This window comes from Burkholderia sp. AU28863, assembly GCF_002223195.1.
GTDB lineage: Bacteria > Pseudomonadota > Gammaproteobacteria > Burkholderiales > Burkholderiaceae > Burkholderia > Burkholderia sola.
Genome location: NZ_NKFE01000004.1, coordinates 112,401 through 134,743, shown reverse-complemented (window position 1 = coordinate 134,743; position 22,343 = coordinate 112,401). Strand labels below are relative to the sequence as shown.

Genomic DNA, 22,343 nt, shown 5'->3' with positions numbered 1-22,343 from the left:
GCCCGGCGCCGTCCCCAGATACGCGCGCAAACCGCTGGCGCCGGGCGGTCGTCCTTCGTGGGGCCGCCGGCATCGCGCGCCGGGCGCCGGCGTCATCCCTTTCCAGTTCAAGTAAGAGGAAACAGCATCCATGGCACACGAAACGATGAGCTTTCAGGCAGAGGTCAAGCAACTCCTCCACCTGATGATCCATTCGCTCTACAGCAACAAGGAAATCTTCCTGCGCGAACTGGTGTCGAATGCGTCCGACGCGGCCGACAAGCTGCGTTTCGAAGGGCTCGCGGATAGCGCGCTGTACGAGAACGATCCGAACCTGCGCATCCGCATCGGCTACGACAAGGCCGCGCGCACGATCACGATCGACGACAACGGCATCGGCATGAGCCGCGACGAGGCGATCGCGAACCTCGGCACGATCGCGCGTTCGGGCACCAAGGAATTCTTCACGAAGCTGTCGGGTGACCAGCAGAAGGATGCGGCGCTGATCGGGCAGTTCGGCGTCGGCTTCTATTCGGGCTTCATCGTCGCCGACAAGATCACCGTCGAGACGCGTCGCGCGGGCTTGCCGGCGAACGAAGCCGTGCGCTGGGAAAGCGCGGGCGAGGGCGATTTCACGATCGACGCGATCGAGCGCGCGCAGCGCGGCACGACGATCACGCTGCACCTGCGCGAAGGTGAGGACGAGCTGCTGTCGTCGCATCGCCTGAAGTCGATCATCCAGAAGTATTCCGACCACATCGCGCTGCCGATCCTGATGCGCAAGGAAGAGTGGGATCAGGAAAAGGGCGAGATGGTCCTGAAGGACGAGGACGAGACCGTCAACCAGGCGAGCGCGCTGTGGACGCGTTCGAAGAGCGACGTCACCGACGAGCAGTACACGCAGTTCTACCAGCACATCGCGCACGATCACCAGGATCCGCTCACGTGGACGCACAACCGCGTCGAGGGCCGCAGCGAATACACGCAACTGCTGTTCGTGCCGGCGCACGCGCCGTTCGACCTGTGGAACCGCGACTATCGCGGCGGCCTGAAGCTGTACGTGAAGCGCGTGTTCATCATGGACGACGCCGAGCAGCTGCTGCCGCAATACCTGCGCTTCGTGAAGGGCGTCGTCGATTCGGCCGACCTGCCGCTGAACGTGTCGCGCGAGATCCTGCAGGAAAGCCGCGACGTGAAGGCGATCCGCGAAGGCGTGACCAAGCGCGCGCTGTCGATGCTCGAGGAACTCGCGAACGCGGAAGACGATGCCGGCAAGGACAAGTACAAGACGTTCTGGGGCGCGTTCGGCCAGGTGCTGAAGGAAGGTCTCGGCGAGGATCACGCGAACCGCGAGCGCATCGCGAAGCTGCTGCGCTTCGCGTCGACGCACGGCGACACCGACGCGCAGGACGTGTCGCTCGCCGACTACGTGTCGCGCATGAAGCCCGAGCAGAGCAAGATCTACTACGTGACCGCCGATACGTGGCAGGCCGCGAAGAACAGCCCGCATCTGGAAGTGTTCCGCAAGAAGGGCGTCGAGGTGCTGTTGCTGACCGACCGCGTCGACGAATGGATGCTGTCGTTCCTGCACGAATTCGACGGCAAGCCGCTCGCGAGCGTGGCCCGCGGCGATCTCGATCTCGGCGAGCTGAACGACGAGGAGAAGAAGGCGCAGGAACAAGCCGGCGAGGCGATCAAGCCGGTCGTCGAGAAGATGAAGGAAGCGCTCGGCGACAAGGTGAAGGAAGTGCGCGTCACGTTCCGCCTGACCGATTCGCCGTCGTGTCTCGTCGCGGACGACAACGACATGAGCGGCTACCTGCAGCGGATGCTGAAGGCGGCCGGCCAGAACGCGCCGGCGATGCAGCCGATTCTCGAGATCAATCCTGAGCACGCGCTCGTGAAGCAGCTGAACGCCGACAGCGCCGATTTCGGCGACTGGTGCCATCTGCTGTTCGATCAGGCGCTGCTGGCCGAAGGCGGCATGCTCGACGATCCGGCGAGCTTCGTGAAGCGGACCAACGCGCTGCTGCTGTCGCGCGCCGCGTGAACGCGCGCATGCGATTCGACGGCGCGCAGGCCGGCTGGCGCGAGACGCCGCGGCCTGGCTGCACGCTCGACCAGCGCGACTGGCTGACGCGCGGCGGATCGCTGACCGCGCACCTCGCGCGGCTCGGCCGCGTGAGCGTGCGCGTGACGCGCGAGGCCGTCGATGCGCCGTGGTTCGACGAGCCCGACGCACTCGCGAGCTCGCCGCGCGCGCCGATGTGGGTGCGCGAGGTGATCCTGTCGGTCGACGGCACGCCGTACGTCGCCGCGCACAGCATCGCGCCGCTCGCGGCCAGCAAGGGCGTGTGGCAGGCGATGCGGCGACTGCGCACGCGGCCGCTCGCGGAACTGCTGTACAGCGATCCGCAGGTCGAGCGCTCGGCGCTCGTGAGCAGGCGCGTGATCGCGGGCCATCCGCTGTATGCGCTCGCGAGCCATGCATTGCAGGGCGCGCGCGCGCCGCACGCGTTTGCCGCGCGGCGCTCGGTGTTCCAGCGGCACGGCAAGCCGCTGATGGTCACCGAGTGCATGCTGCCGGCGCTGTGGCGCCATCTCGATGCGCACGGCGACGGGCCGCGATCGGTCGGGCCGCACGGAGACGCGTGATGTTGCGGGGATTTCCGCCGGTCGTCGCACCGGACACGCACACGATGATCCTCGGCAGCTTTCCGGGCGAGGCGTCGCTCGACGCCGCGCAGTACTACGCGCATCCGCGTAACCAGTTCTGGCGGCTGCTCGGCGCGGTGCTCGGCGAGCCGTCGCTGCATGAACTGCCGTACGATGCGCGGCTTGCGCGTGTGCTGTCATACGGCATCGGCATCTGGGATGTGCTCGATGCGTGCCATCGACAGGGCAGTCTCGATTCCGCGATCAGGAACGCGCAGCCGAACGACTTCGATTCGCTGCGCGAGCATGCGCCGTTGCTCAAGCGCGTGTGCTTCAACGGCAAGACGGCAGGGCGGTTCGCCGACGTGATCGGCGCGGCGGGTTATGAAACCCTCGTGTTGCCTTCGTCGAGCCCGGCGAATGCGATGCTGTCGTTCGAGCAGAAGCTGGCGCTTTGGCGCGCACTTCGCGCCTGAGACGCGTCGGATTCCGAGTCTCTCCCGGTCAGGGCTTCGCCTTGCCTTGCCAGGCGCCCGTGGTCGACGCAATGCGACTTTGTGCGGCGACGAGTTGATCATCGGTGGTCGCCACCAGCCACAGACTGGAGAGCCATCCCCGGCGATCTGGCGATGCATGGTCCGTCGCTGTATGCGTCATGGCCGCCGTGAGCCTCCCCGAATGTCGTTTCAGTTTGGCATAGGTTCGGTCGACCGAACGGGCTTTTTATTGCAAGAAAGTAAAGGACCGGCACGTACGCGGATCAGGCAGGCGGCGGGTTTCGCGGATTTCGATGGTCGTCGTATCAGCAGTCGAAACGGACCGGAACATCGACGCGTACCGGCGGTGGGCGCGCGTGGCGTTCGTCACACGCCGTTGCGTGCGACGCTCAATCGTCCTTGCCCCAGCGCCAGCGCGGTTTCTCGCCCTTGAGCCAGCACACCGCGGTCAGCAGCGCGGCCAGCACCACGATGCAGGCACCGTACGCAATCGGCGAACGCTGCGGCGGCACGAGCCACGCGCTCGCAGTGACGCTGATCGCGAACAGCAGCAGCACGACCCACCCCTGCCACGCCACCGGCAACCCCCAGCCCCAGCCGTAGCGCTTCGCGGGAAACCAGATCTTCTTGTCGTTCGAGGTCATGCGCGCTCCTGTGATCCGCGACTGCAGCGTGGCGCCGACGGGATTCGGCGTCACGCGTGGCCGGACCCGCGGCGCGGCCCCGACCCCACCAATGCTATCCTCTCGTCCGCTCATCCAGCGTCATCCAGCATCACCCAGCGAGATTCAACCATCATGACCCGACTGATCAAGCGCGCGTCCGCCGAGGCGCGCGCGTTCAAGCAACGCAAGCCGTCCGCGTACAACGGCTCCGAAAAACTCCAGCCGCCGCGCGTGAAGCGCCGCCCGGATATCGACGAGCACGACGACGTGCCGGTGCTCGAAGCGCCGCGCAAGCCGCGCTTCGCGCCCGTGACGTTCTCCGAAGAAGGCGGCGTGCGCTTCCTGCACTTCGGCACCGAGTGGGTGCAGGGCGCGATGCGGATCTCGAAGCCGCTGCATATCGAGCTCGAATACGCGCAGCAGATGATGGCGTGGCTGCTGTTCCTCGAAACGCCCGAGCGGATCGTCCAGCTCGGGCTCGGCACCGGCGCGCTGACCAAGTTCTCGCACCGTTTCCTGCCGCACGCGAAGGTCGAGGCCGTCGAGCTGAACCCGGCCGTGATCGTCGCCGCGCGCACGATGTTCGCGCTGCCGCCCGACGACGCGCGCCTCGTCGTGCACGAAGCCGACGCATGGGATTTCGTCAACGATCCGGCCAACCGCGGCACGACGGGCGCGATCCAGATCGACCTGTACGACGCGACCGCGCGCGGCCCCGTGCTCGACAGCGTCGCGTTCTACCGCGCGGTGCGTGGCTGTCTCGCCGACGCCGGCATCGCGACGATCAACCTGTTCGGCGATCATCCGAGCTTCGTGCGCAACATGAAGCACCTGAACGCGGCGTTCGATCACCGCGTGATCGCGCTGCCCGAAGTGCACGACGGCAACCGGATCGCGATCGCGTTCTCGGGCCCCGCGCTCGACGTGCCGTTCGCACAACTGGAAGCCCGCGCGAAGCTGATCGAGGACACGCTGAAGCTGCCCGCGCGCAAGTGGGTGAAAGCTTTGAAAGCAACGACAGGCGCCCGCGACGCCGCGTTCGCGATCTGATGTCGCATGCACCGGCGACGGGCCGGTGCAACCGCGCGACAAGGGGCGGATCACCTCGGGTTCGCCCCCGCTTGACCGTGTGCTCGCGGCTCCTATACTGGCGCGAAGCCAGGGGAGCCGCAGCCTACCCGTTTTGCCGCTCCTCTCGGCGCCGTACCCGCTCAACAAGATCGATAACCGGGATAGAAGAGGAGACGTCATGGCTCACGATGCCGACGCCAACCGGGCCGCCAAGCGCTGGCTCTGGCTGCTGGTACTGCCGCTGATCGCGATGGTCTGGGTACCGTCGTACAGCAAGATCGAACCGCAATGGCTCGGTTTTCCGTTTTTCTACTGGTACCAGCTGCTGTGGGTCTTCATCAGCGCGGTGATTACCGCGTTCGTGTATTTCAAGACCAAGAACGCGTGGAAGGCGAGCGGCACGCAAGGAGGTGCGCAATGAATCTCGGCGCGACCTTCGTCTTCGTCCTGCTGTTCATCGGCGTCACGATCATCGGTTTCCTGGCCGCGAACTGGCGGCGCGGCGATCTTGCCCATCTCGACGAATGGGGCCTCGGCGGACGCCGCTTCGGCACGATCGTTACGTGGTTCCTGCTCGGCGGCGATCTCTACACGGCCTATACGTTCGTCGCGGTGCCCGCGCTCGTGTTCGGTGCCGGCGCGATGGGCTTCTTCGCGCTGCCGTACACGATCCTGATCTATCCGTTCGCGTTCGTCGTGTTCCCGAAGCTGTGGAGCATCGCGAAGCGGCACGGCTACGTGACGGCCGCGGATTTCGTCAATGCGCGCTACGGCAGCCGGATGCTCGCGCTGGCGATCGCGGTGACGGGCATCCTCGCGACGATGCCGTACATCGCGCTGCAGCTCGTCGGCATCGAGGTGGTGATCGGCGCGCTCGGCTTCGACACGACCGGCTTCGTCGGCGACCTGCCGCTCATCATCGCGTTCGCGATCCTCGCCGCTTACACGTACACGTCCGGGCTGCGTGCGCCCGCGATGATCGCGATCGTGAAGGACGTGCTGATCTACGTCACGATCGCCGCCGCGGTCATCGTGATCCCCGCGAAGCTCGGCGGCTTCGGGCACATCTTCTCCGCGGTGCCGCCCGCGAAGCTGCTGCTGAAGGCGCCCGACGCGGCGAGCCTGAACGGCTACAGCGCGTACGCGACGCTCGCGATCGGCTCGGCGCTCGCGCTGTTCCTGTATCCGCACTCGGTCACGGCGATCCTGTCGTCGTCGTCGGGCAACTCGATCCGCCGCAACATGGCGATGCTGCCCGCGTATTCGTTCGTGCTCGGCCTGCTGGCGCTGCTCGGCTACATGGCGCTCGCCTCCGGCGTGAAGGACATGCCGCAGTACGCGCCGTACTTCAAGGCGTTCGGCCCGAACTTCGCGGTGCCCGCGCTGTTCCTCGAGTACTTCCCGTCGTGGTTCGTCGGCGTCGCGTTCGCGGCGATCGGCATCGGCGCACTGGTGCCGGCGGCGATCATGTCGATCGCGGCCGCGAACCTGTACACGCGCAACATCCATCGCGAGTTCGTGAACCGCAACATGTCGCACGACCAGGAAACGCACGTCGCGAAGCTCGTGTCGCTGATCGTGAAGGTCGGCGCGGTGGCGTTCATCCTCGGGTTGCCGCTGACCTACGCGATCCAGCTGCAACTGCTCGGCGGGATCTGGATCATCCAGACGCTGCCCGCGATCGTGCTCGGCCTGTACACGCGCGTGCTCGACCATCGCGGCCTGCTGGCCGGCTGGGCGGCAGGCATCGTGTGCGGCACGTGGATGGCGGTCTCGCTGAAGCTGGCGAGTTCGATCTTCACGATCCACCTGTTCGGCCTCGCGATTCCCGGCTACGCGGCCGTGTGGTCGCTGGTCGTGAACCTGGTGGTGTCGGTGGTAGTGAGCGTGCTGGTGCGCGCGATGGGGATGACGCATGCGGAGGATCGCACGCGGCCGGAGGATTATCTCGACGTCGTCGAGGGCTGATACGGGCCGTGCGCGGCGGTGTGCCGCGCACGCGCCACGCGGCAACGAAAAACGCCCGCCACCGCAAGGTGGCGGGCGTTCGTTCTTGCGTCAGCCCTGCGCGCGTTTCGCGAGTTCCTCGCGCTGCGACAGATCCTCGACGTTGACCATCCAGTGCACGCCGAAACGATCCTTCGCCATCCCGAAGCCGAGCGCCCAGAACGTCTTGCCGAACGGCATCGTTACTTCGCCGCCGTCGGCGAGCGCATTGAACAGCTTCTGGCCTTCGTCGACCGTCGCCGGGTTCAGCGACAGCGAATAGCCGGCGTGCGCGGCGCCTGCCGGCTGGCTGCAGTCCCCGTCCGAGCACATGATCATCGACTCGCCGATCGTGAAACTCGCGTGCATCACCTTGTCGGCCATCTCGGGCGACATCGGGTAATCGGGATTCGGCGGGGCGTCCTTGAAGTGCATCTTGAACATTGTCTTCGCACCGAGCGCCTTTTCGTAGAACTGAAGGGCTTCGTCGGCACGACCGTAGAACGTCAGGTACGGTTGAACTTGCATCGTTGTCTCCTGGGATGTGCCATGCCGGCGCGTCGGCGCTGGCGTGGCGTCGTGCAAGACTGACTGGGGAAGGGCGCATCGGGAGGCGGCCGTCGCACCCGTGACGTGGATTGTAGTGCGCGCGCTTGACGATGGAATGAAAAATAAAACGGCTGCGAACGCGAAGTTCGCAGCCGTTTTCGGCGCGTGTGCTGACGCCTGTTGTCGGTCTTGCTGACAGCCGCTGACGCGCAGGCTCAGCGCAGCGCGTCGATCAGCTTCTCGAGCTTCACCGCGTCGGCGGCGAATACGCGGATGCCTTCGGCGAGCTTTTCGGTCGCCATCGCTTCATCGTTCAGCTGGAAGCGGAACGATGCCTCGTCGATCGCGACGCGCTCGGCCGGCTTGTCCTGCAGCGTGTCTGGCGACAGCTTGCGTGCGACCGTGTCGTTGCTCTCCTGCAGCTTCTGCAGCAAATCGGGACTGATCGTCAGCAGGTCGCAGCCGGCGAGCTCGATGATCTGGCTGGTGGTGCGGAAGCTCGCGCCCATCACTTCGGTCTTGTAGCCGAACGTCTTGTAGTACGTGTAGATGCGGCGCACCGATTGCACGCCCGGATCGTTCGCGCCGCCGTCCCGCGCTTCGTCCCAATCCGCGCCGGCCTGCTTCTTGTACCAGTCGTAGATGCGGCCGACGAACGGCGAGATCAGCTGTGCGCCGGCTTCCGCGCATGCGGCGGCCTGCACGAGCGAGAAAAGCAGGGTCATGTTGCACTTGATCCCTTCCTTCTGCAGCACCTCGGCCGCGCGAATGCCTTCCCACGTCGACGCGAGCTTGATCAGGATGCGCTCGCGGCCGACGCCGGCCGCTTCGTACAGCTTGATGAGCTCGCGACCCTTGTCGATCGAGCGCTGCGTGTCGAACGACAGGCGGGCGTCGACCTCGGTCGACACGCGGCCCGGGATCAGCTTCAGGATTTCGGTGCCGAAGGCGATCAGCAGCCGGTCGATGATGAAATCGGTGCTTTCGTTGCGATGATCGCGGACGGTTTTCTCGAGGATCGGCTTGTACGCATCCTTCTGGACGGCCTTCAGGATCAGCGACGGGTTCGTGGTCGCGTCCTGCGGCTTGTATTGCGCAAGCTGCTGGAAGTCGCCCGTGTCGGCGACGACGGTCGTGTACTGCTTCAGCTGGTCGAGTGCGGTAGTCATGGCGATTCGGAAGAAGAGCGCGGGGCGCCGGGTTCTCACGGGCCGCGCGAGCGCGGCGGCGAAGCGAAGCGGCGCCGGGCGCCGCTTCCGATCCATCATTTTAGGCCCGATTCGTGTCGCGCACGTTTTGGCGCATCGGGCGCGCGCCGCGGCGGGCGGCGCGCCGCGTCACGCGGGGCGCCGCGCGTTCAGGATTACCTGCGTGACGACGCCCGCGACGAGCCCCCAGAACGCCGGGCCGATCGACAGCAGCGTAAGGCCCGAAGCCGTGACCATGAACGTGACGAGCGCCGCTTCGCGCTGCTTCACGTCCTGCATCGCGTTCGCGAGCCCGCTCATGATCGAGCCGAACAGCGCGAGCGCGGCGACCGACACGACGAGCGCCTTCGGCAGCGCCGCGAACAGCGCGGCGATCGTCGCGCCGAAGATGCCGGCAATCAGGTAGAACGTGCCGCACCACACGGCGGCCGTGTAGCGCTTCGCGCGATCCTCGTGCGCTTCGGGGCCCGTGCAGATCGCGGCCGTGATCGCCGCGAGGTTCACGCCATGCGAGCCGAACGGCGCGAGCAGCAGCGACGCGAGGCCGGTCGTCGCGATCAGCGGCGAAGAAGGCGTCTGATAGCCGTCCGCACGCAGCACCGCGATGCCCGGCACGTTCTGCGACGCCATCGCGACGACGAACAGCGGAATGCCGATGCTGACGATCGATGCGATCGAGAATGCGGGCATCGTGAGCACGGGCTGCGCGAGCGCGATGTGGAAATGGCTGAAGTCGAGCAGCCCGAGGCCGCCGGCCGCCGCCGTGCCGACGATCAGCGTCGTCGGAATCGCATAGCGCGGCGCGAGCCGCTTGACGATCAGGTAGGTGAAGAACATCGCGAGCACGAGCGCGGTCCGGAACTGCGCGGCGCGGAAGATCTCGATGCCGATCTCGAACAGGATGCCCGCGAGCAGCGCGGCCGCGATGCCGGCCGGAATGCGCTTCATCAGCGTGTCGAACAGCCCGCTCACGCCGACGGCCGTCAGCAGCAGCGCGCATACGACGAACGCACCGATCGCCTCCGGGTAGGACACGCCGGGCAGCGACGCGACCAGCAGCGCGGCGCCGGGCGTCGACCACGCGACGACCACCGGCGCGCGAAAGCGCAGCGACAGGCCGATGGTCGTCAGCGCCATGCCGATCGACAGCGCCCAGATCCACGACGAGATCTGCGCATCGGTGAGGTGGGCGGCGCGGCCGGCCTGGAACATCAGCACGAGCGAGCTCGTGTAGCCGGTCATCATCGCGACGAAGCCGGCGACGAGCGTGGACACGGACGTATCGGCAAAAAAGCGGCGGCCGCCGGCGCGGCTGGCGCTCGCGGTGGGCGAAGGGTTCATGCTCTCTCCGGGGTGGCCGCTCGGACGCGGCCGGGGTATCTGCAGGTGGGTGTCGTTACTTGCTGAGTGCGCGCATCGCGGTTTCGAGGCCCGCGAGCGTGAGCGGATACATGCGCTGGCCGAGCACGTCGCGAATGATCGCGACCGACTGCCGGTATTCCCATAGCCGCTCGGGCTCGGGGTTCAGCCACGCATGGTGGGGGAACTGGTCGGCGAGTCGGCGCAGCCACACGGCGCCGGCTTCCGGGTTGTTGTATTCGACCGAGCCGCCGGGCTGCAGCACTTCGTACGGGCTCATCGTCGCGTCGCCGACGAAGATCAGCTTGTAGTCGGGCGTGAACTTGTGCAGCACGTCCCACGTCGCGGTGCGCTCCGAGTGGCGGCGGCGGTTGTTCTTCCACAGGTGGTCGTACACGCAGTTGTGGAAGTAGAAGAATTCGAGGTGCTTGAATTCGGCCTTCGCGGCCGAGAACAGCTCTTCGGTGCGCTTGATGTGGTCGTCCATCGAGCCGCCGACGTCGAGCAGCATCAGCACCTTCACGTTGTTGTGGCGCTCCGGCACCATCCGCAGGTCGAGCCAGCCGGCGTTCGCGGCCGTGCTGCGGATCGTGCCGGGCAGGTCGAGCTCCTCGGCCGCGCCTTCGCGCGCGAAGCGGCGCAGCCGCCGCAGCGCGACCTTGATGTTGCGCGTGCCGATTTCGACCGAATCGTCGTAGTCGCGGTACGCGCGCGCTTCCCACACCTTTACCGCGGTGCGGTTGCCGTTCGACGGGCCGCCGATGCGCACGCCTTCGGGGTTGTAGCCGCCGTGCCCGAACGGCGACGTGCCGCCGGTGCCGATCCACTTGTTGCCGCCTTCGTGGCGTTCCTTCTGCTCGTCGAGCAGCGCCTTCAAACGCTCCATCAGCTTGTCGAGCCCGCCCATCGCTTCGATCTGCGCCTTCTCCTCGGGCGACAGCTCGCGCTCGAGGCGCTTCTCGAGCCAGTCGAGCGGGATGTCGAACGCCTCGGACGGCAGCGCGGACACGCCGTGGAAATACGCGCCGAACGCCTGGTCGAACTTGTCGAAGTATTGCTCGTCCTTGACGAGCGTCATCCGCGCGAGGAAGTAGAACGCATCGATCGACGGCGAGATCAGCCCGGCCTTCAGCGATTCGAGCAGCGTCAGGTATTCCTTCACCGAGACGGGCAGCTTGGCTGCGCGCAGCGCGTAGAAGAAATTGAGCAGCATGGCCGGGCCTTCGCGGGTGGGTTACCGGTTGTGCCGGTTCATGTAGACGAGCCGTTCGAGCAGGCTCAGGTCCTGCTCGTTCTTCAGTAGCGCGCCGGCGAGCGGCGGCACGATCTGCTTCGCGTCCGCGCCGCGCAGCGCGTCGGCCGGGATGTTTTCGGCGAGCAGCAGCTTCAGCCAGTCGAGCAGTTCGGACGTCGACGGCTTCTTCTTCAGGCCCGACACGCCGCGCAATTCGAAGAAGCTCTCGAGCGCCGCGCGCAGCAGTTCCTCGCGGATGTTCGGGAAATGCACCGCGACGATCTTCTGCATCGTCGACGGATCGGGAAACTGGATGTAGTGGAAGAAGCAGCGGCGCAGGAACGCGTCGGGCAGTTCCTTCTCGTTGTTGGACGTGATGATGACGAGCGGACGGTGCTTCGCGCGAATGGTCTCGCGCGTCTCGTACACGTGGAACTCCATCCGGTCGAGCTCGCGCAGCAGGTCGTTCGGGAATTCGATGTCGGCCTTGTCGATCTCGTCGATCAGCAGCACGCTCGGCTGCTCGGCGTCGAACGCCTGCCACAGCACGCCCTTGACGATGTAGTTCGCGATGTCCTTCACGCGCGCGTCGCCGAGCTGCGAATCGCGCAGCCGCGACACGGCGTCGTATTCGTACAGGCCCTGCTGCGCCTTGGTGGTCGACTTGATGTGCCACTGCAGCAGCGGCATGCCGAGCGCGGCAGCCACTTCCTCGGCGAGCATGGTTTTGCCGGTGCCGGGCTCGCCCTTGATCAGCAGCGGGCGTTGCAGCGTCAGCGCGGCATTGACGGCGAGCTTCAGATCGTCGGTGGCGACGTACTGCGAGGACCCTTCGAAACGCATGGCGGCGCTCTTCTTCAACGGGAAAAAAACCCAGTATAAGTCAGAAGGGCTGTCCGGGCGGGCCGCGCCCGCGTATCGTTGCGGGGCTGTGGCGGGGCCCGCCGGGGCGCCGTATGGACGCATTCCCCGCCGACGCGGTACAATCTGGCCGTTTTTTTTGGCCTGCGTGGCGACCGACAAGCAAAACGGCGCGGGCCGTTGCCGCTTCGGCGCCAGTTTCCCCTCAAGCTAGGTTACAAGAGCTATGAACAAATTCGTCGGCAAACACGTCGTTGTCGCAGCGCTCGTGGCGCTCGCGGGCAGCGCGCAGGCGGCCGGTGTGGTCGGCAACCCGAAGGACGGGGCGAGCAAGGCCGCCATGTGCATCGGTTGCCACGGCATCCAGGACTACCGCGCGGCGTATCCGGAGGTCTACCGGGTGCCTGTCCTCGGCGGCCAGAACCAGCAATACCTCGAGAACGCGCTGAAGGCCTACCGCAAGAAGGATCGTCACTTCCCGTCGATGAACGCGATCGCCGGCTCGCTGACCGACCAGGACATCGCGGATCTGTCGGCGTACTACGCCGCCCAGAAGGCCGACACGAAGGACAACCCCTACAAGTAAAGCGCGCGCCGCCGATCTCTCCGGCGGGACAGGAGCATTCATGAACAACGCATTCAAGACGGCGGCGGTTGCACTGGCGGCCGGCCTCGCGATCGGTACCGCGCACGCCGCGGACATCTCGAAGGGCAAGGAACTGGTCGAATCGCACAACTGCGCGGCCTGCCACGGCGCGCAGCTGAACAAGCCGATCAACGCGGAGTACCCGCGCCTCGCCGGCCAGCACGCCGACTACCTCGTGTGGGCGATGCGCCAGTACCAGATGGGGCTGACGAACCCGCTGATCGGCCGCAACAACGCGATCATGCAGGCGCAGGTACAGAACCTGTCGGTCAGCGACATGAAGGACATCGCGTCCTACATCGAGTCGCTGAAGGAAACCGACCTCGTGTTCAAGAAGTAAGCGCGACGGGCCTCACGGGCGCCTCGCGCAGCAAGAATACCCCGCCGCGGCGGGGTATTTTTTTGTCCGCGGCCCGGCGCAGGTCGATGTGCCGGCCCCGGACGCCACTCAGTCGCGCGATGCGCGGCGCAGGATGCGCTGCAGGTACGCGTCGGTATCGGGCGGCGTGTTCGTGCGCTGCGCTTCCCAGATCGTCTCGCCGAGGCATTCCATGATCGCGTGCTGCGCGTCGTGGGTCGAGTCGAGCTTCGCGGCCAGCTTGTCGTGCGCGGCGCGGATGCCGGGCGGCTGGTCGATCGACAACTGCTCGCTGATCGCGAGGTGCATCGACAGGTGCAGGAACGGGTTGGTCCGGCCTTCTTCGGGCGTGTAGTTGCGCGCGGCCGCGCCGTCGGCGTCGGCCAGTTCGTCGTGGTATTCGGGATGCTCGACGATCCAGTCGGCTGCGATCGCTTCCAGTGGCGTCAGGATTTCGCCCGCGCGCTGCTTGCGCCAGGTCTCGGTGAAAAAGCGACGCACGTCGTCGCGGCTTGGATTGAACATGGTGGGGAAACGTCGTGATTCGGGCGGCGTCATGCCGCGTCGCGCATTGTACGCCGGAGCGGCCGACGGCGCTGGCGGCGGCCCTGGGGGGGGCGGGCGGCGGGCGGCCCGGCGCGGGTCGTTGCGGCCGCTCGTCGCGCAACGGGTAAGCGCGGGCTAGGCTCGCCGCCGCCGCGCCGCTACACTCCGACGATTCCCGTCACGGCGCGTTGCTCGCCCGCTTTCATCTTTCATCATGACCGCCACCGTCCGCTCATCGTCCGCCGCCCTGCAGGGCGCGCTCTACGTCGCATTGTCCGCCGCCGCGTTCGGTGCAATGGCGATTTTCGGCCGCTATGCGTATGCGGCCGGCGTCGACGTGCTCGGGCTGCTGATCGTGCGCTTCGCGATCGGCGGCGCGGTGCTCGCCGCGATCGCGCGGCACCGCCGCGTCGCTTGGCCGCGCGGGCGGGCGCTCGCGCCGCTGGTCGCGATGGGCGCGCTCGGCTACGTCGGGCAGTCGTTCTGCTATTTCAGCGCGCTGCAGCACGCGCAGGCGAGCCTCGTCGCGCTGCTGCTGTACCTGTATCCGGCGTTCGTCACGCTGCTGGCCGCGTGGTGGCTCGGCGAGCGCCTCACGCGTGCCAAGGCCGTCGCGCTGGTGCTGTGTGTCGCGGGTTCGGCGCTGATGGTCGGCGGCGGGCACGGCGAGCCGCTCGGGATCGCGCTCGCGCTGGCCGCCGCGGTGATCTACTCGCTGTACATCGTCGGCGGCACGAAGGCGACGCGCGGCGTCGATCCGCTCGCGACCACCGCGATCATCTGCCTGTCGGCCACCGCGACGCTCGTCGCGATCGCCGTCGTGCGAACGGCCGCGTTCGGCGCGCCGCCGCGCTGGCCCGCGACGGCCGGCGGCTGGGCGTCGATGCTCGCGATCGCGCTCGTGTCGACGGTCGCCGCCATGCTCGCGTTCTTCGCCGGGCTGGAGCGGCTCGGGGCCGCGCGCACGTCGATGCTGTCGACGCTCGAACCGGTCGTGACGGTCGCGCTCGCGGCGCTGCTGTTCGGGGAAGCGTTGTCGCCGCTGCAGTGGGGCGGCGGCGTCGCGATTCTGGCGGCCGTGCTGGCGCTCGTGCGCGCGGGCGGCGCGGCCGCCGACGACGCGACGGCGACGTCGAACGCGTAGCCGGCAAGCCGCCGGCACCGCAACGGGGCCGGCGCGGTGCGTGGATACGTCAGCCGTCGCTGATGCTCATTCGTTGGGGGGCGGCGTCTTCGGCCGGAACTCGCACAGCGGCTCGATCGCGCAGTGCCAGCATTCGGGCCGGCGGGCCTTGCAGACGTAGCGCCCGTGCAGGATCAGCCAGTGATGCGCGTCCTGCAGGAATTCCTTCGGCGTGAACTTCTCGAGCGCGGCCTCGACGGCCCGCACGTCCTTGCCCGGCGCGAGCCCGGTGCGATTCGCGACGCGGAAGATATGCGTGTCGACCGCGATCGTCGGCTGGCCGAACGCGGTGTTCAGCACGACGTTCGCGGTCTTGCGGCCGACGCCCGGCAAGCCTTCGAGCGCTTCGCGATCGGCCGGCACCTCGCCGTCGTAGCGCTCGAGCAGGATCCGGCACGTCGCGACCACGTTCTTCGCCTTGGTGCGATAGAGGCCGATCGTCTTGATGTACTCGGTGACGCCTTCCTCGCCGAGCGCGACGATTTGTCGCGGGGTGTTCGCGACCGGGAACATTTTCCGCATCGCCTTGTTGACCGACACGTCGGTCGCCTGCGCGGACAGCATCACGGCGATCAGCAGCTCGAACGGCGTCGAGTATTCGAGTTCGGTGGTCGGATGCGGATTGAGGCTCTGCAGCGTTTCGTAGATCGCGCGTCGTTTGCTGGCGTTCATGGAGCGTTCTGGTCGGGCGGCGCGGACGAGCCGTCCGGATCGTCGTTGCCTGCGTCGTTGTCGTGATCGTTGCTGCCCGAGGCCGCTTCGGCGTCGCGCTGCGCCTGCTGTTCGGCGAGCCGCTTGCGGCGGGCCTCGGCCGCGTCGATCTGCGCCTGGACGGCCGGGCTCACGCCTTCGGTGTTCTTCGGCCCCGCGCCTTGCCCGGACAGCTCTTCCTTCTTCTTGCGCGCGCGTTCGAGCGCGGCGGCGATGATCGCGCGTTTCTTCGCTTCGGCGTCGTCGGCCGGTGTGGCGGCCGGCGTGCCCTGCGAGCCGGGCTGCGCCGCCGATGGTTCCGCAGCCGGCTTCGCGGCGCTGGCCGCGCGGCGGGCGGCGGCGCGCGCTTCGGCGGCCTCGCGCTCGCGGCGCTGGCGCGCGAGCCGCAGGTCGTGGCGTCGGCGCGCGGCGTCGGCCTGTTCCTGCGACCACGCGTCCCAGCCGGTGCGATCGCCGGTGACCGGCAGCATCGCGATGCAGTCGACCGGGCAGGGCGGCACGCACAGGTCGCAGCCCGTGCACAGCGACGCGACGATCGTGTGCATCTGCTTCGGCGCGCCGACGATCGCGTCGACCGGGCACGCCTGCATGCACAGCGTGCAGCCGATGCACAGGTTTTCGTCGATGAACGCGAGCGCGCGCGGATGCTCGCTGCCGTTGACGGGGTTCAGCGGAATGACCGGCTTGCCGAGCAGGTTCGCGAGGCGCGCGATGCCTTCGGCGCCGCCGGGCGGGCACTGGTTGTAGTTCGCGTTGCCGGCGGCGATCGCCTCGGCGTACGGACGGCAGCCGTTATAGCCGCACTTCGTGCATTGCGTCTGGGGAAGCAGATCTTCGATGCGATCCGCGAGTGTTTTGGAATCGGTCACGGTGACGACAGGCTGACAACAGGCGCAGCGGCGCCGAATGGCTCTCGGCCGCGTCGGGCGCGGCCGGAAAGGTTTGCCAAAGCTCGATTATCGCCGATTTCCCGCATTGCGCCGGACGCCGTCTATGCGCATAATCGAACCGCTTTTTTGCAGGGGCTCAGCAGGAGGGCGGCCGCCCGCGGCGCGCCCGTTCCAGGGCGGCCGACGCCGAGGCGGTGGGGGTGTCGGTCCGAATCAAGCGGCTCACATAGCAAAGCGCCACCATGAATCAGCCAAAAATCAAAAGAGATCCTGAAGGCACGCGCCGCCGCATCCTGATGGCGGCAGCCGAAGAGTTCGCGAATGGAGGGCTGTTCGGCGCGCGCGTCGATCAGATCGCGCGCCGGGCCGAAACGAACGAGCGCATGCTCTATTACTACTTCGGCAGCAAGGAGCAGCTCTTCACGGCGGTGCTCGAACACGCGTTCTCCGCGCTGACGGAGGCCGAGCGCGTGCTGGATCTCGACGGCGTCGCGCCGGTCGAAGCCGTCACGCGGCTCGCGCATTTCGTGTGGGACTACTACCGCGACCATCCGGAGCTGCTCCGGCTCATCAACAACGAGAACCTGCACGAAGCGCGCTATCTGCACAAGTCGACGCGGATTCGCGAAATGATGTCGCCGATCGTCGCGAAGCTCGGCAACGTGCTGATGCGCGGCCAGAAGGCCGGGCTGTTCCGTGGCGACGTCGATCCGCTGCGCTTCTACGTGACGCTGTCGGGGCTTGGCTACTACATCGTGTCGAACCGCTTCACGCTTGCCGCGACGCTCGGCCGCGACTTCACCGACACCGACGAGCGTGCGGAAATGGTCCGGATGAACACCGAGGTGCTGCTCGCCTATCTGCTGCGGCGCTGACGCGACGAACGCAGGAGCCGACGAGCTGCCCGCTCGCGGCCGCGGCCGCGGCCGGATAAAAAAACGCCGCCGTTGCGCCAGGCAACGGCGGCGTTTTTGCGTCGGACCGCGGCGCGTCAGGCGGCCTTGCGGGCCCGCACGGTTTTGGCGCGCGGGCTGCCTGCCGCGCGTTTCGCCGCGGGCGCGGCCTTCGCGGCGGGCGTCCTAGCGGGCGCGACCGTCACGGCCGGCGCCTTCGCGCGCGTGCGTTTCGCGGCGGTGACGCGCACCGCCGTTTCCGGCTCCGGCTTCGCGGCCGGCACGACGCCGATCGTGGTCGCATCCTGCGCATCGAGCGGCAACTTCGTCGCGCCGTGCTTCGGCTCCGGCGCATGCTCGCGGATGAAGTCGCGCAGCTGCGGATAGATGATCGTGCGCCAGCGGCGGCCCGAGAAGATTCCGTAGTGGCCGCACTTCTCGGCGGTCAGGCTGCGGCGATCGTCCTGCGGGATGCCCGTGCACAACTCGTGCGCGACGTGCGTCTGGCCGCTGCCCGAGATGTCGTCGAGTTCGCCCTCGATCGTCATCAGCGCGGTGTGCTTGATGTCCTGCGGCCGCACGCGCTCGCCCTCGACGTCCCACGTGCCTTCCGCGAGGCGGAATTCCTGGAACACGACGCGGATCGTCTCGAGGTAATACTCGGCGGCCATGTCGAGCACCGCGTTGTACTCGTCGTAGAAGCGGCGGTGCGCTTCGGCGTCGTCCTCGTCACCGCGCAGCAGGCTCTGGTAGAAGTCCCAGTGCGATTGCGCGTGCCGCTCCGGATTCATCGCGACGAAGCCCGTGTGCTGCAGGAAGCCCGGATACACCTGGCGGCCTTCGCCCGGATAGTTCGCGGGCACCGTGTGGATCACGTTGTTCTCGAACCACGCGGTCGAGTGTTGCGTGGCCAACGAGTTCACCGACGTCGGGCTGCGGCGCGCGTCGATCGGGCCGCCCATCATCGTCATCGTGAGCGGCGTGTCCTCGCCGCGGCTCGCCATCAGCGAAATCGCCGCGAGCACCGGCACCGTCGGCTGGCATACCGAGATCACGTGCAGGTTGCGCGCGCCGATGTGACGGATGAATTCCTGGATGTACGCGATGTAGTCGTGCAGGTGGAACGGGCCGACCTCGACCGGCACCATCCGCGCGTCGATCCAGTCCGTGATGTAGACCTTGTGATCCTGCAGCAGCGTGCGCACCGTGTCGCGCAGCAGCGTCGAGTGGTGGCCCGACAGCGGCGCACAGACCAGCACGACGGGTTCGTCCTTCAGTTGCGTGACGGCGTCGGCGTCGTCCGAATAGCGCTTGAAGCGCAGCAGCCGGCAGAACGGCTTCTCGATGATCGTCTGCTCGACGATCGGGATGTTGTGGCCGTCCTTGACGATCTGATGAAGGTTGAATTCCGGCTTTTCGTAATCCTTGCCGAGCCGATACATCAGCTCATAGGCGGCTGCCATCCGCGGCGCGCCGGGCATCAGCGAGAACGGGCTGGACGGATTCGCGAACGACTTCGACGCGGCCTGGGCCCAGGCCGTGAGCGGGCTCAGCATTGCCCGCTGGAATTCGTGCAGTTGGTAAAGCATGCAGGCTACTCCCGCGTGGGGGGGACGGTGCGCAAGGGCGGCGTGAGGCGTCGCGGCGTGCCGTGTGGGTCAGCGGCCGGCCATGTTGCATTGCAGCCGGACAATCTCGTCGATCATATCGGACAACGATCGGTGGTGCAATGCAACATTTCCCGGATTTTTCATCAAATTTTTGCGATTTGACGATCTATGAACAAGGGCCCGCGCCGCCGCTCAGCGGCCAGTGGCCACGGCCGGGGCGGGCTGGCCGGCCGCGCGCGCCATCGCGTCTTCATGGTGCATCAGGTTCATCGCGGTATGCACGAGCGCCACGTGCGAGAACGCCTGCGGGAAGTTGCCGACGAGCCGCCCGGCCACCGGGTCGTATTCCTCCGCGAGCAGGCCCAGGTCGTTCGACAGCGCGAGCAGCCGGCTGAAAAGCCGGTGCGCGTCGTCGATCCGGCCGAGCAGCGCATAGCTGTCGACCAGCCAGAAGCTGCACGCGAGAAACGTGCCTTCGCCCGGCGGCAGGCCGTCGTCGTATTCGGTCGTGCGGTAGCGCATCACGAGCCCGTCGTGCAGCAATTCCCGTTCGATCGCGTCGACCGTGCCGACGATGCGCGGGTCCTCCGGCGGCAGGAAGCCGAGCTGCGGCAGCAGCAGCACGCTCGCGTCGAGCTCGTCGCTGCCGTAGCTTTGCGCGAACGCCTGCTTGCCTTCGTGCCACGCGTTCGCGCAGACGTCCGCATGGATCCGCTCGCGCAGCACGCGCCAGCGGTCGAGCGAGCCGGGCAGCCGGAACATTTCCGCCGACTTGATCGCGCGGTCGAACGCGACCCACGCCATCACCTTGGAGAACGTGAAATGGCGGCGGCCGCCGCGCGTTTCCCAGATCCCTTCGTCGGGTTCCTGCCAGATCTTCTCCAGATGGTCGAGCAGCGCGCACTGCACCGACCAGACCGTGTCGTCGGCCTGCAGGCCGCCCACGCGCGCGAGGTGCAGCGCGGCCATCACCTCGCCGAACACGTCGAGCTGGAGCTGGTTCGCGGCACCGTTGCCGACGCGCACCGGCAGCGAATCCTGGTAGCCGGGCAGCCAGTCGAGCTCCATTTCCGGCAGCCGGCGCTCGCCGGCGATCCCGTACATAATCTGGATTTGCTCGGGCGAGCCGGCCATCACGCGGCCGAGCCACGTGCGCCACGCGCGCGCCTCGTCGTAGTAGCCGCCGCGCATCAGCGCGAGCAGCGTGATCGTCGCGTCGCGCAGCCAGCAGTAGCGGTAGTCCCAGTTGCGGTTGCCGCCGATCTTCTCGGGCAGCGACGTGGTCGGCGCCGCGACGATGCCGCCGGTCGGCTCGTACGCGAGCGCCTTCAGCGTGATCAGCGAGCGCCGCACGGCGGCCGCGTAGCGGCCCTGCACCTGGCAGCGGCCCGACCATTCGAGCCAGTAGTTCTCGGTGCGCGCGAGCATCGACAGCGGGTCGCGCGCCGGCGGCAGCCGCATGTGCGACGCCGCGTAGCCGAGCGAGAACGGCACGCGCTCGTCGGCGCTCACCGTGAATTCGGCGAGCGTATGGAGGTTCTTGCCGGTGAGCGGCACCGGCGTGCGCAGCACGACGGTATCGGGGCCGGCGATGGCCTTCATGCCGTCCTCGCGGGTCAGTTGCGTGACCCACGGAATCGAGAAGCCGTAGTCGAAGCGCAACACGAGCTCCATGCGCATCTTCATCGTGCCGTGGCGGCCGACGACGATCCGCACCAGTTCCGACCAGCCGTTGCCGGGCGGCATGAAGTCGATCACGGTGACGGCGCCGTCGGCGCTTTCGTAATCGGTTTCGAGGATCAGCGTGTCGCCGCGATAGCGGCGTGTCGTGTGCGTGATCGCGGCGTCGGCGGCCGGAGCAAGCAGCCAGCGGCCGTGCTCGGGCGTGCCGAGCAGCGCCGCGAAGCAGGCGCCCGAATCGAAGCGGGGCCAGCACAGCCAGTCGACGGAGCCGTCTTTTGCGATCAGCGCGGCCGTGTGGCCGTCGCCGACGAGGGCGTAGTCTTCGATCAGGGCGGGCATGGGCAGGCGATCCTTGGGTATTCGAGTTCACAATGCGGACGTCGGCGGCCCGGACTTCACGCCCGGGCGCCGCGCCCCGTATACTCGGCCGGGCGGCGGAGCGCATGAACGGCCGGCGTTTCGTCCTATCTCAACACTTGAAGCGACTCGATGCAAGGAGGATTCAATGCCCAACCGTTTACGGGAGCGTGACGCTCGCGCTTCGACACGAGGGTTCCCGCTTAGGTTCGCTCACTGGATGAAAGGTTTCGCGATCGTGCTGTCCTTGTCCGCGACTCACGCATTCGCGCAGCAATCGTCCGCCCCGGCCGACGGCGTCTACAACCTGCTCGTCGGCACCTATACGGGCGGCGGCAGCGACGGGATCTACGTGTACCGCTTCGATACCAAGACCGGCAGCGTCGCGCCGGTATCGTCGGCGAAGACCGTGAATCCGTCGTATCTGTTGCCGAGCCGCGACGGTCGCACCGTCTATGCGGTCAACGAGCTGCCCGGCGACGACGGTCCCGCGACGCAGCGCGGCGGCGTCAGCGCGTTCCGCTTCGACGCGAAGACGGGCGCGCTGAGCTTCATCGAGCGTGTATCGTCGGAAGGGAACGACCCTTGCTATCTCGCGCTGTCGCCAGACGGCAAGTACCTCGTGACCGCCAACTACTCGGTCGCGGCGAACCCGGGCGGCAGCTTCGCAGTGTTTCCGCTGCGCGACGACGGCGCGGCCAGCCCGGCCGTGCTGGCGGTCCACCACGAAGGCACCGGGCCCGTGAAGGGGCGCCAGGACGGCGCGCACGTGCATTCGACGGTGTTTTCGCCGGACGGCCGCTATCTGTTCGTGCAGGATCTCGGCGCGGACAAGATCTACGGCTACCGCTACACGGTGGACGGCAGCCGCGGGCTGATCAGCCCGACCGACACGCGCTACACGCCGGTGAAGGCCGGCTCGGGCCCGCGTCACATGGTGTTCGGCGCGGACGGCCGCTTCGCGTACGTGACGAGCGAGCTCAACGCGGCGGTCGAGGTGTTCGGCTATCACGACGGCAAGCTGACGCCGGTCGAGACGGTGCCGATGACGGCGCCTGGCTTCAAGGGCAAGGTCGGCGGCGGCGCGATCCACCTGTCGCCGGACGGCCGCTTCCTGTACGCGAGCAACCGCGGTGACGCGAACGACCTGGTGATCTACGCGGTGAACCAGGCCAACGGCCGGCTGAAGCACGTCGGCCGCCAGTCGAGCCTGGGCAAGACGCCGCGCGAATTCCTGATCGATCCGACCGGCAAGTGGCTGATCGTCGGCAACCAGGACAGCGACACGTTCTACGTGTTCAGTCGCGATGTCGAAACGGGGCAGCTCGGCGCGAATCCGCAGAAGGTCGCGGTCGGCAAGCCGGTCGACTTCAAGCTGGTGCCGGTCGCGCAGTAATCGCGG

The 22,343-nt window shown here is 67.3% G+C and carries 22 protein-coding genes; 11 read left to right on the top strand and 11 right to left on the bottom strand.

Features of this window, described 5'->3' with window-relative positions; all coding sequences use genetic code 11:
• Window positions 1-130: 130 nt before the first annotated feature.
• The 3 genes from htpG to CFB81_RS12080 are packed head-to-tail and all read left to right on the top strand — an operon-like array spanning window position 131 to window position 3,110.
• Complete coding sequence (gene htpG, locus CFB81_RS12090; RefSeq protein WP_089435430.1) at window positions 131-2,029, top strand: molecular chaperone HtpG; 1,899 nt, start codon at window positions 131-133, stop codon at window positions 2,027-2,029.
• An 8-nt stretch (window positions 2,030-2,037) separates the two neighbouring features.
• On the top strand, window positions 2,038-2,634 hold the full coding sequence (locus tag CFB81_RS12085; RefSeq protein WP_069618186.1) for a chorismate lyase: 597 nt from the start codon (window positions 2,038-2,040) through the stop codon (window positions 2,632-2,634).
• On the top strand, window positions 2,634-3,110 hold the full coding sequence (locus tag CFB81_RS12080) for a DNA-deoxyinosine glycosylase (protein ID WP_069618093.1): 477 nt from the start codon (window positions 2,634-2,636) through the stop codon (window positions 3,108-3,110). The genes CFB81_RS12085 and CFB81_RS12080 overlap by 1 nt, the downstream gene beginning before the upstream one ends.
• A 410-nt stretch (window positions 3,111-3,520) precedes the next feature.
• Here CFB81_RS12080 and CFB81_RS12075 read toward each other — a convergent pair whose 3' ends face one another.
• Window positions 3,521-3,775 carry a hypothetical protein gene (locus CFB81_RS12075; protein WP_089435429.1) on the bottom strand — a complete coding sequence of 85 codons (255 nt, stop codon included), beginning with the start codon at window positions 3,773-3,775 and terminating at the stop codon, window positions 3,521-3,523.
• 153 nt (window positions 3,776-3,928) lie between these two features.
• Here CFB81_RS12075 and CFB81_RS12070 point away from each other — a divergent pair, with 153 nt between their 5' ends.
• The 3 genes from CFB81_RS12070 (at window position 3,929) to mctP (ending at window position 6,835) form a co-directional block, all read left to right on the top strand.
• Window positions 3,929-4,846, top strand: coding sequence for a spermidine synthase (locus tag CFB81_RS12070; protein ID WP_089435428.1), 918 nt, complete (start codon window positions 3,929-3,931; stop codon window positions 4,844-4,846).
• Window positions 4,847-5,045: 199 nt separating this feature from the next.
• Entirely contained in the window at window positions 5,046-5,288 is a 243-nt protein-coding gene (locus CFB81_RS12065) for a DUF3311 domain-containing protein (RefSeq protein WP_006490660.1), read from the top strand.
• Window positions 5,285-6,835: a monocarboxylate uptake permease MctP gene (mctP, locus tag CFB81_RS12060; RefSeq protein ID WP_069618096.1), complete on the top strand. Its 1,551-nt coding sequence runs from the start codon at window positions 5,285-5,287 to the stop codon at window positions 6,833-6,835. The genes CFB81_RS12065 and mctP overlap by 4 nt, the downstream gene beginning before the upstream one ends.
• Window positions 6,836-6,925: 90 nt before the next feature.
• Here mctP and CFB81_RS12055 read toward each other — a convergent pair whose 3' ends face one another.
• The 5 genes from CFB81_RS12055 to CFB81_RS12035 all read right to left on the bottom strand — a co-directional run bounded on the left by CFB81_RS12055 (window position 6,926) and on the right by CFB81_RS12035 (window position 12,046).
• Window positions 6,926-7,381 carry a VOC family protein gene (locus CFB81_RS12055; RefSeq protein ID WP_089435427.1) on the bottom strand — a complete coding sequence of 152 codons (456 nt, stop codon included), beginning with the start codon at window positions 7,379-7,381 and terminating at the stop codon, window positions 6,926-6,928.
• A gap of 236 nt (window positions 7,382-7,617) precedes the next feature.
• Window positions 7,618-8,571 carry a transaldolase gene (gene tal, locus CFB81_RS12050; protein WP_089435828.1) on the bottom strand — a complete coding sequence of 318 codons (954 nt, stop codon included), beginning with the start codon at window positions 8,569-8,571 and terminating at the stop codon, window positions 7,618-7,620.
• A gap of 168 nt (window positions 8,572-8,739) precedes the next feature.
• Complete coding sequence (locus CFB81_RS12045; protein ID WP_089435426.1) at window positions 8,740-9,951, bottom strand: benzoate/H(+) symporter BenE family transporter; 1,212 nt, start codon at window positions 9,949-9,951, stop codon at window positions 8,740-8,742.
• A gap of 55 nt (window positions 9,952-10,006) precedes the next feature.
• On the bottom strand, window positions 10,007-11,182 hold the full coding sequence (locus CFB81_RS12040) for a VWA domain-containing protein (RefSeq protein WP_050018108.1): 1,176 nt from the start codon (window positions 11,180-11,182) through the stop codon (window positions 10,007-10,009).
• A gap of 21 nt (window positions 11,183-11,203) precedes the next feature.
• Window positions 11,204-12,046, bottom strand: a complete 843-nt coding sequence (locus CFB81_RS12035) for a MoxR family ATPase (RefSeq protein ID WP_069618099.1) — start codon at window positions 12,044-12,046, stop codon at window positions 11,204-11,206.
• Between the two features lie 244 nt (window positions 12,047-12,290).
• Here CFB81_RS12035 and CFB81_RS12030 point away from each other — a divergent pair, with 244 nt between their 5' ends.
• Together CFB81_RS12030 and CFB81_RS12025 are read left to right on the top strand one after the other, a co-directional pair.
• The gene (locus tag CFB81_RS12030) at window positions 12,291-12,650 is read left to right on the top strand and encodes a cytochrome c (RefSeq protein ID WP_006478192.1); all 360 of its coding nucleotides are present in this window, start codon (window positions 12,291-12,293) and stop codon (window positions 12,648-12,650) included.
• 40 nt (window positions 12,651-12,690) lie between these two features.
• Window positions 12,691-13,050: a cytochrome c gene (locus tag CFB81_RS12025; protein WP_006478193.1), complete on the top strand. Its 360-nt coding sequence runs from the start codon at window positions 12,691-12,693 to the stop codon at window positions 13,048-13,050.
• Between the two features lie 108 nt (window positions 13,051-13,158).
• On the opposite strand, the gene CFB81_RS12020 is transcribed toward CFB81_RS12025, so the two are convergent.
• Window positions 13,159-13,626, bottom strand: a complete 468-nt coding sequence (locus CFB81_RS12020; protein WP_371090871.1) for a DUF1841 family protein — start codon at window positions 13,624-13,626, stop codon at window positions 13,159-13,161.
• Window positions 13,627-13,828: 202 nt separating this feature from the next.
• Between CFB81_RS12020 and CFB81_RS12015 the strand changes: the two genes are divergently transcribed.
• Complete coding sequence (locus CFB81_RS12015; RefSeq protein WP_069618100.1) at window positions 13,829-14,758, top strand: DMT family transporter; 930 nt, start codon at window positions 13,829-13,831, stop codon at window positions 14,756-14,758.
• A gap of 66 nt (window positions 14,759-14,824) precedes the next feature.
• On the opposite strand, the gene nth is transcribed toward CFB81_RS12015, so the two are convergent.
• Together nth and rsxB are read right to left on the bottom strand one after the other, a co-directional pair.
• A complete protein-coding gene (gene nth, locus CFB81_RS12010; protein ID WP_006478196.1) occupies window positions 14,825-15,469 on the bottom strand; it encodes an endonuclease III in 645 nt (214 codons plus the stop codon).
• Window positions 15,466-16,377: an electron transport complex subunit RsxB gene (gene rsxB, locus CFB81_RS12005; protein WP_089435425.1), complete on the bottom strand. Its 912-nt coding sequence runs from the start codon at window positions 16,375-16,377 to the stop codon at window positions 15,466-15,468. Before rsxB ends, nth begins: the two co-directional genes overlap by 4 nt.
• Before the next feature lie 263 nt (window positions 16,378-16,640).
• Here rsxB and CFB81_RS12000 point away from each other — a divergent pair, with 263 nt between their 5' ends.
• On the top strand, window positions 16,641-17,273 hold the full coding sequence (locus CFB81_RS12000) for a TetR family transcriptional regulator (protein ID WP_006478198.1): 633 nt from the start codon (window positions 16,641-16,643) through the stop codon (window positions 17,271-17,273).
• Between the two features lie 116 nt (window positions 17,274-17,389).
• Here CFB81_RS12000 and CFB81_RS11995 read toward each other — a convergent pair whose 3' ends face one another.
• Entirely contained in the window at window positions 17,390-18,880 is a 1,491-nt protein-coding gene (locus CFB81_RS11995) for a polyhydroxyalkanoate depolymerase (protein ID WP_089435424.1), read from the bottom strand.
• Between the two features lie 213 nt (window positions 18,881-19,093).
• A complete protein-coding gene (locus CFB81_RS11990) occupies window positions 19,094-20,923 on the bottom strand; it encodes a glycoside hydrolase family 15 protein (protein WP_069618103.1) in 1,830 nt (609 codons plus the stop codon).
• A 166-nt stretch (window positions 20,924-21,089) separates the two neighbouring features.
• Between CFB81_RS11990 and CFB81_RS11980 the strand changes: the two genes are divergently transcribed.
• A complete protein-coding gene (locus tag CFB81_RS11980; RefSeq protein WP_089435423.1) occupies window positions 21,090-22,337 on the top strand; it encodes a lactonase family protein in 1,248 nt (415 codons plus the stop codon).
• The last annotated feature ends 6 nt before the right edge of the window (window positions 22,338-22,343 follow it).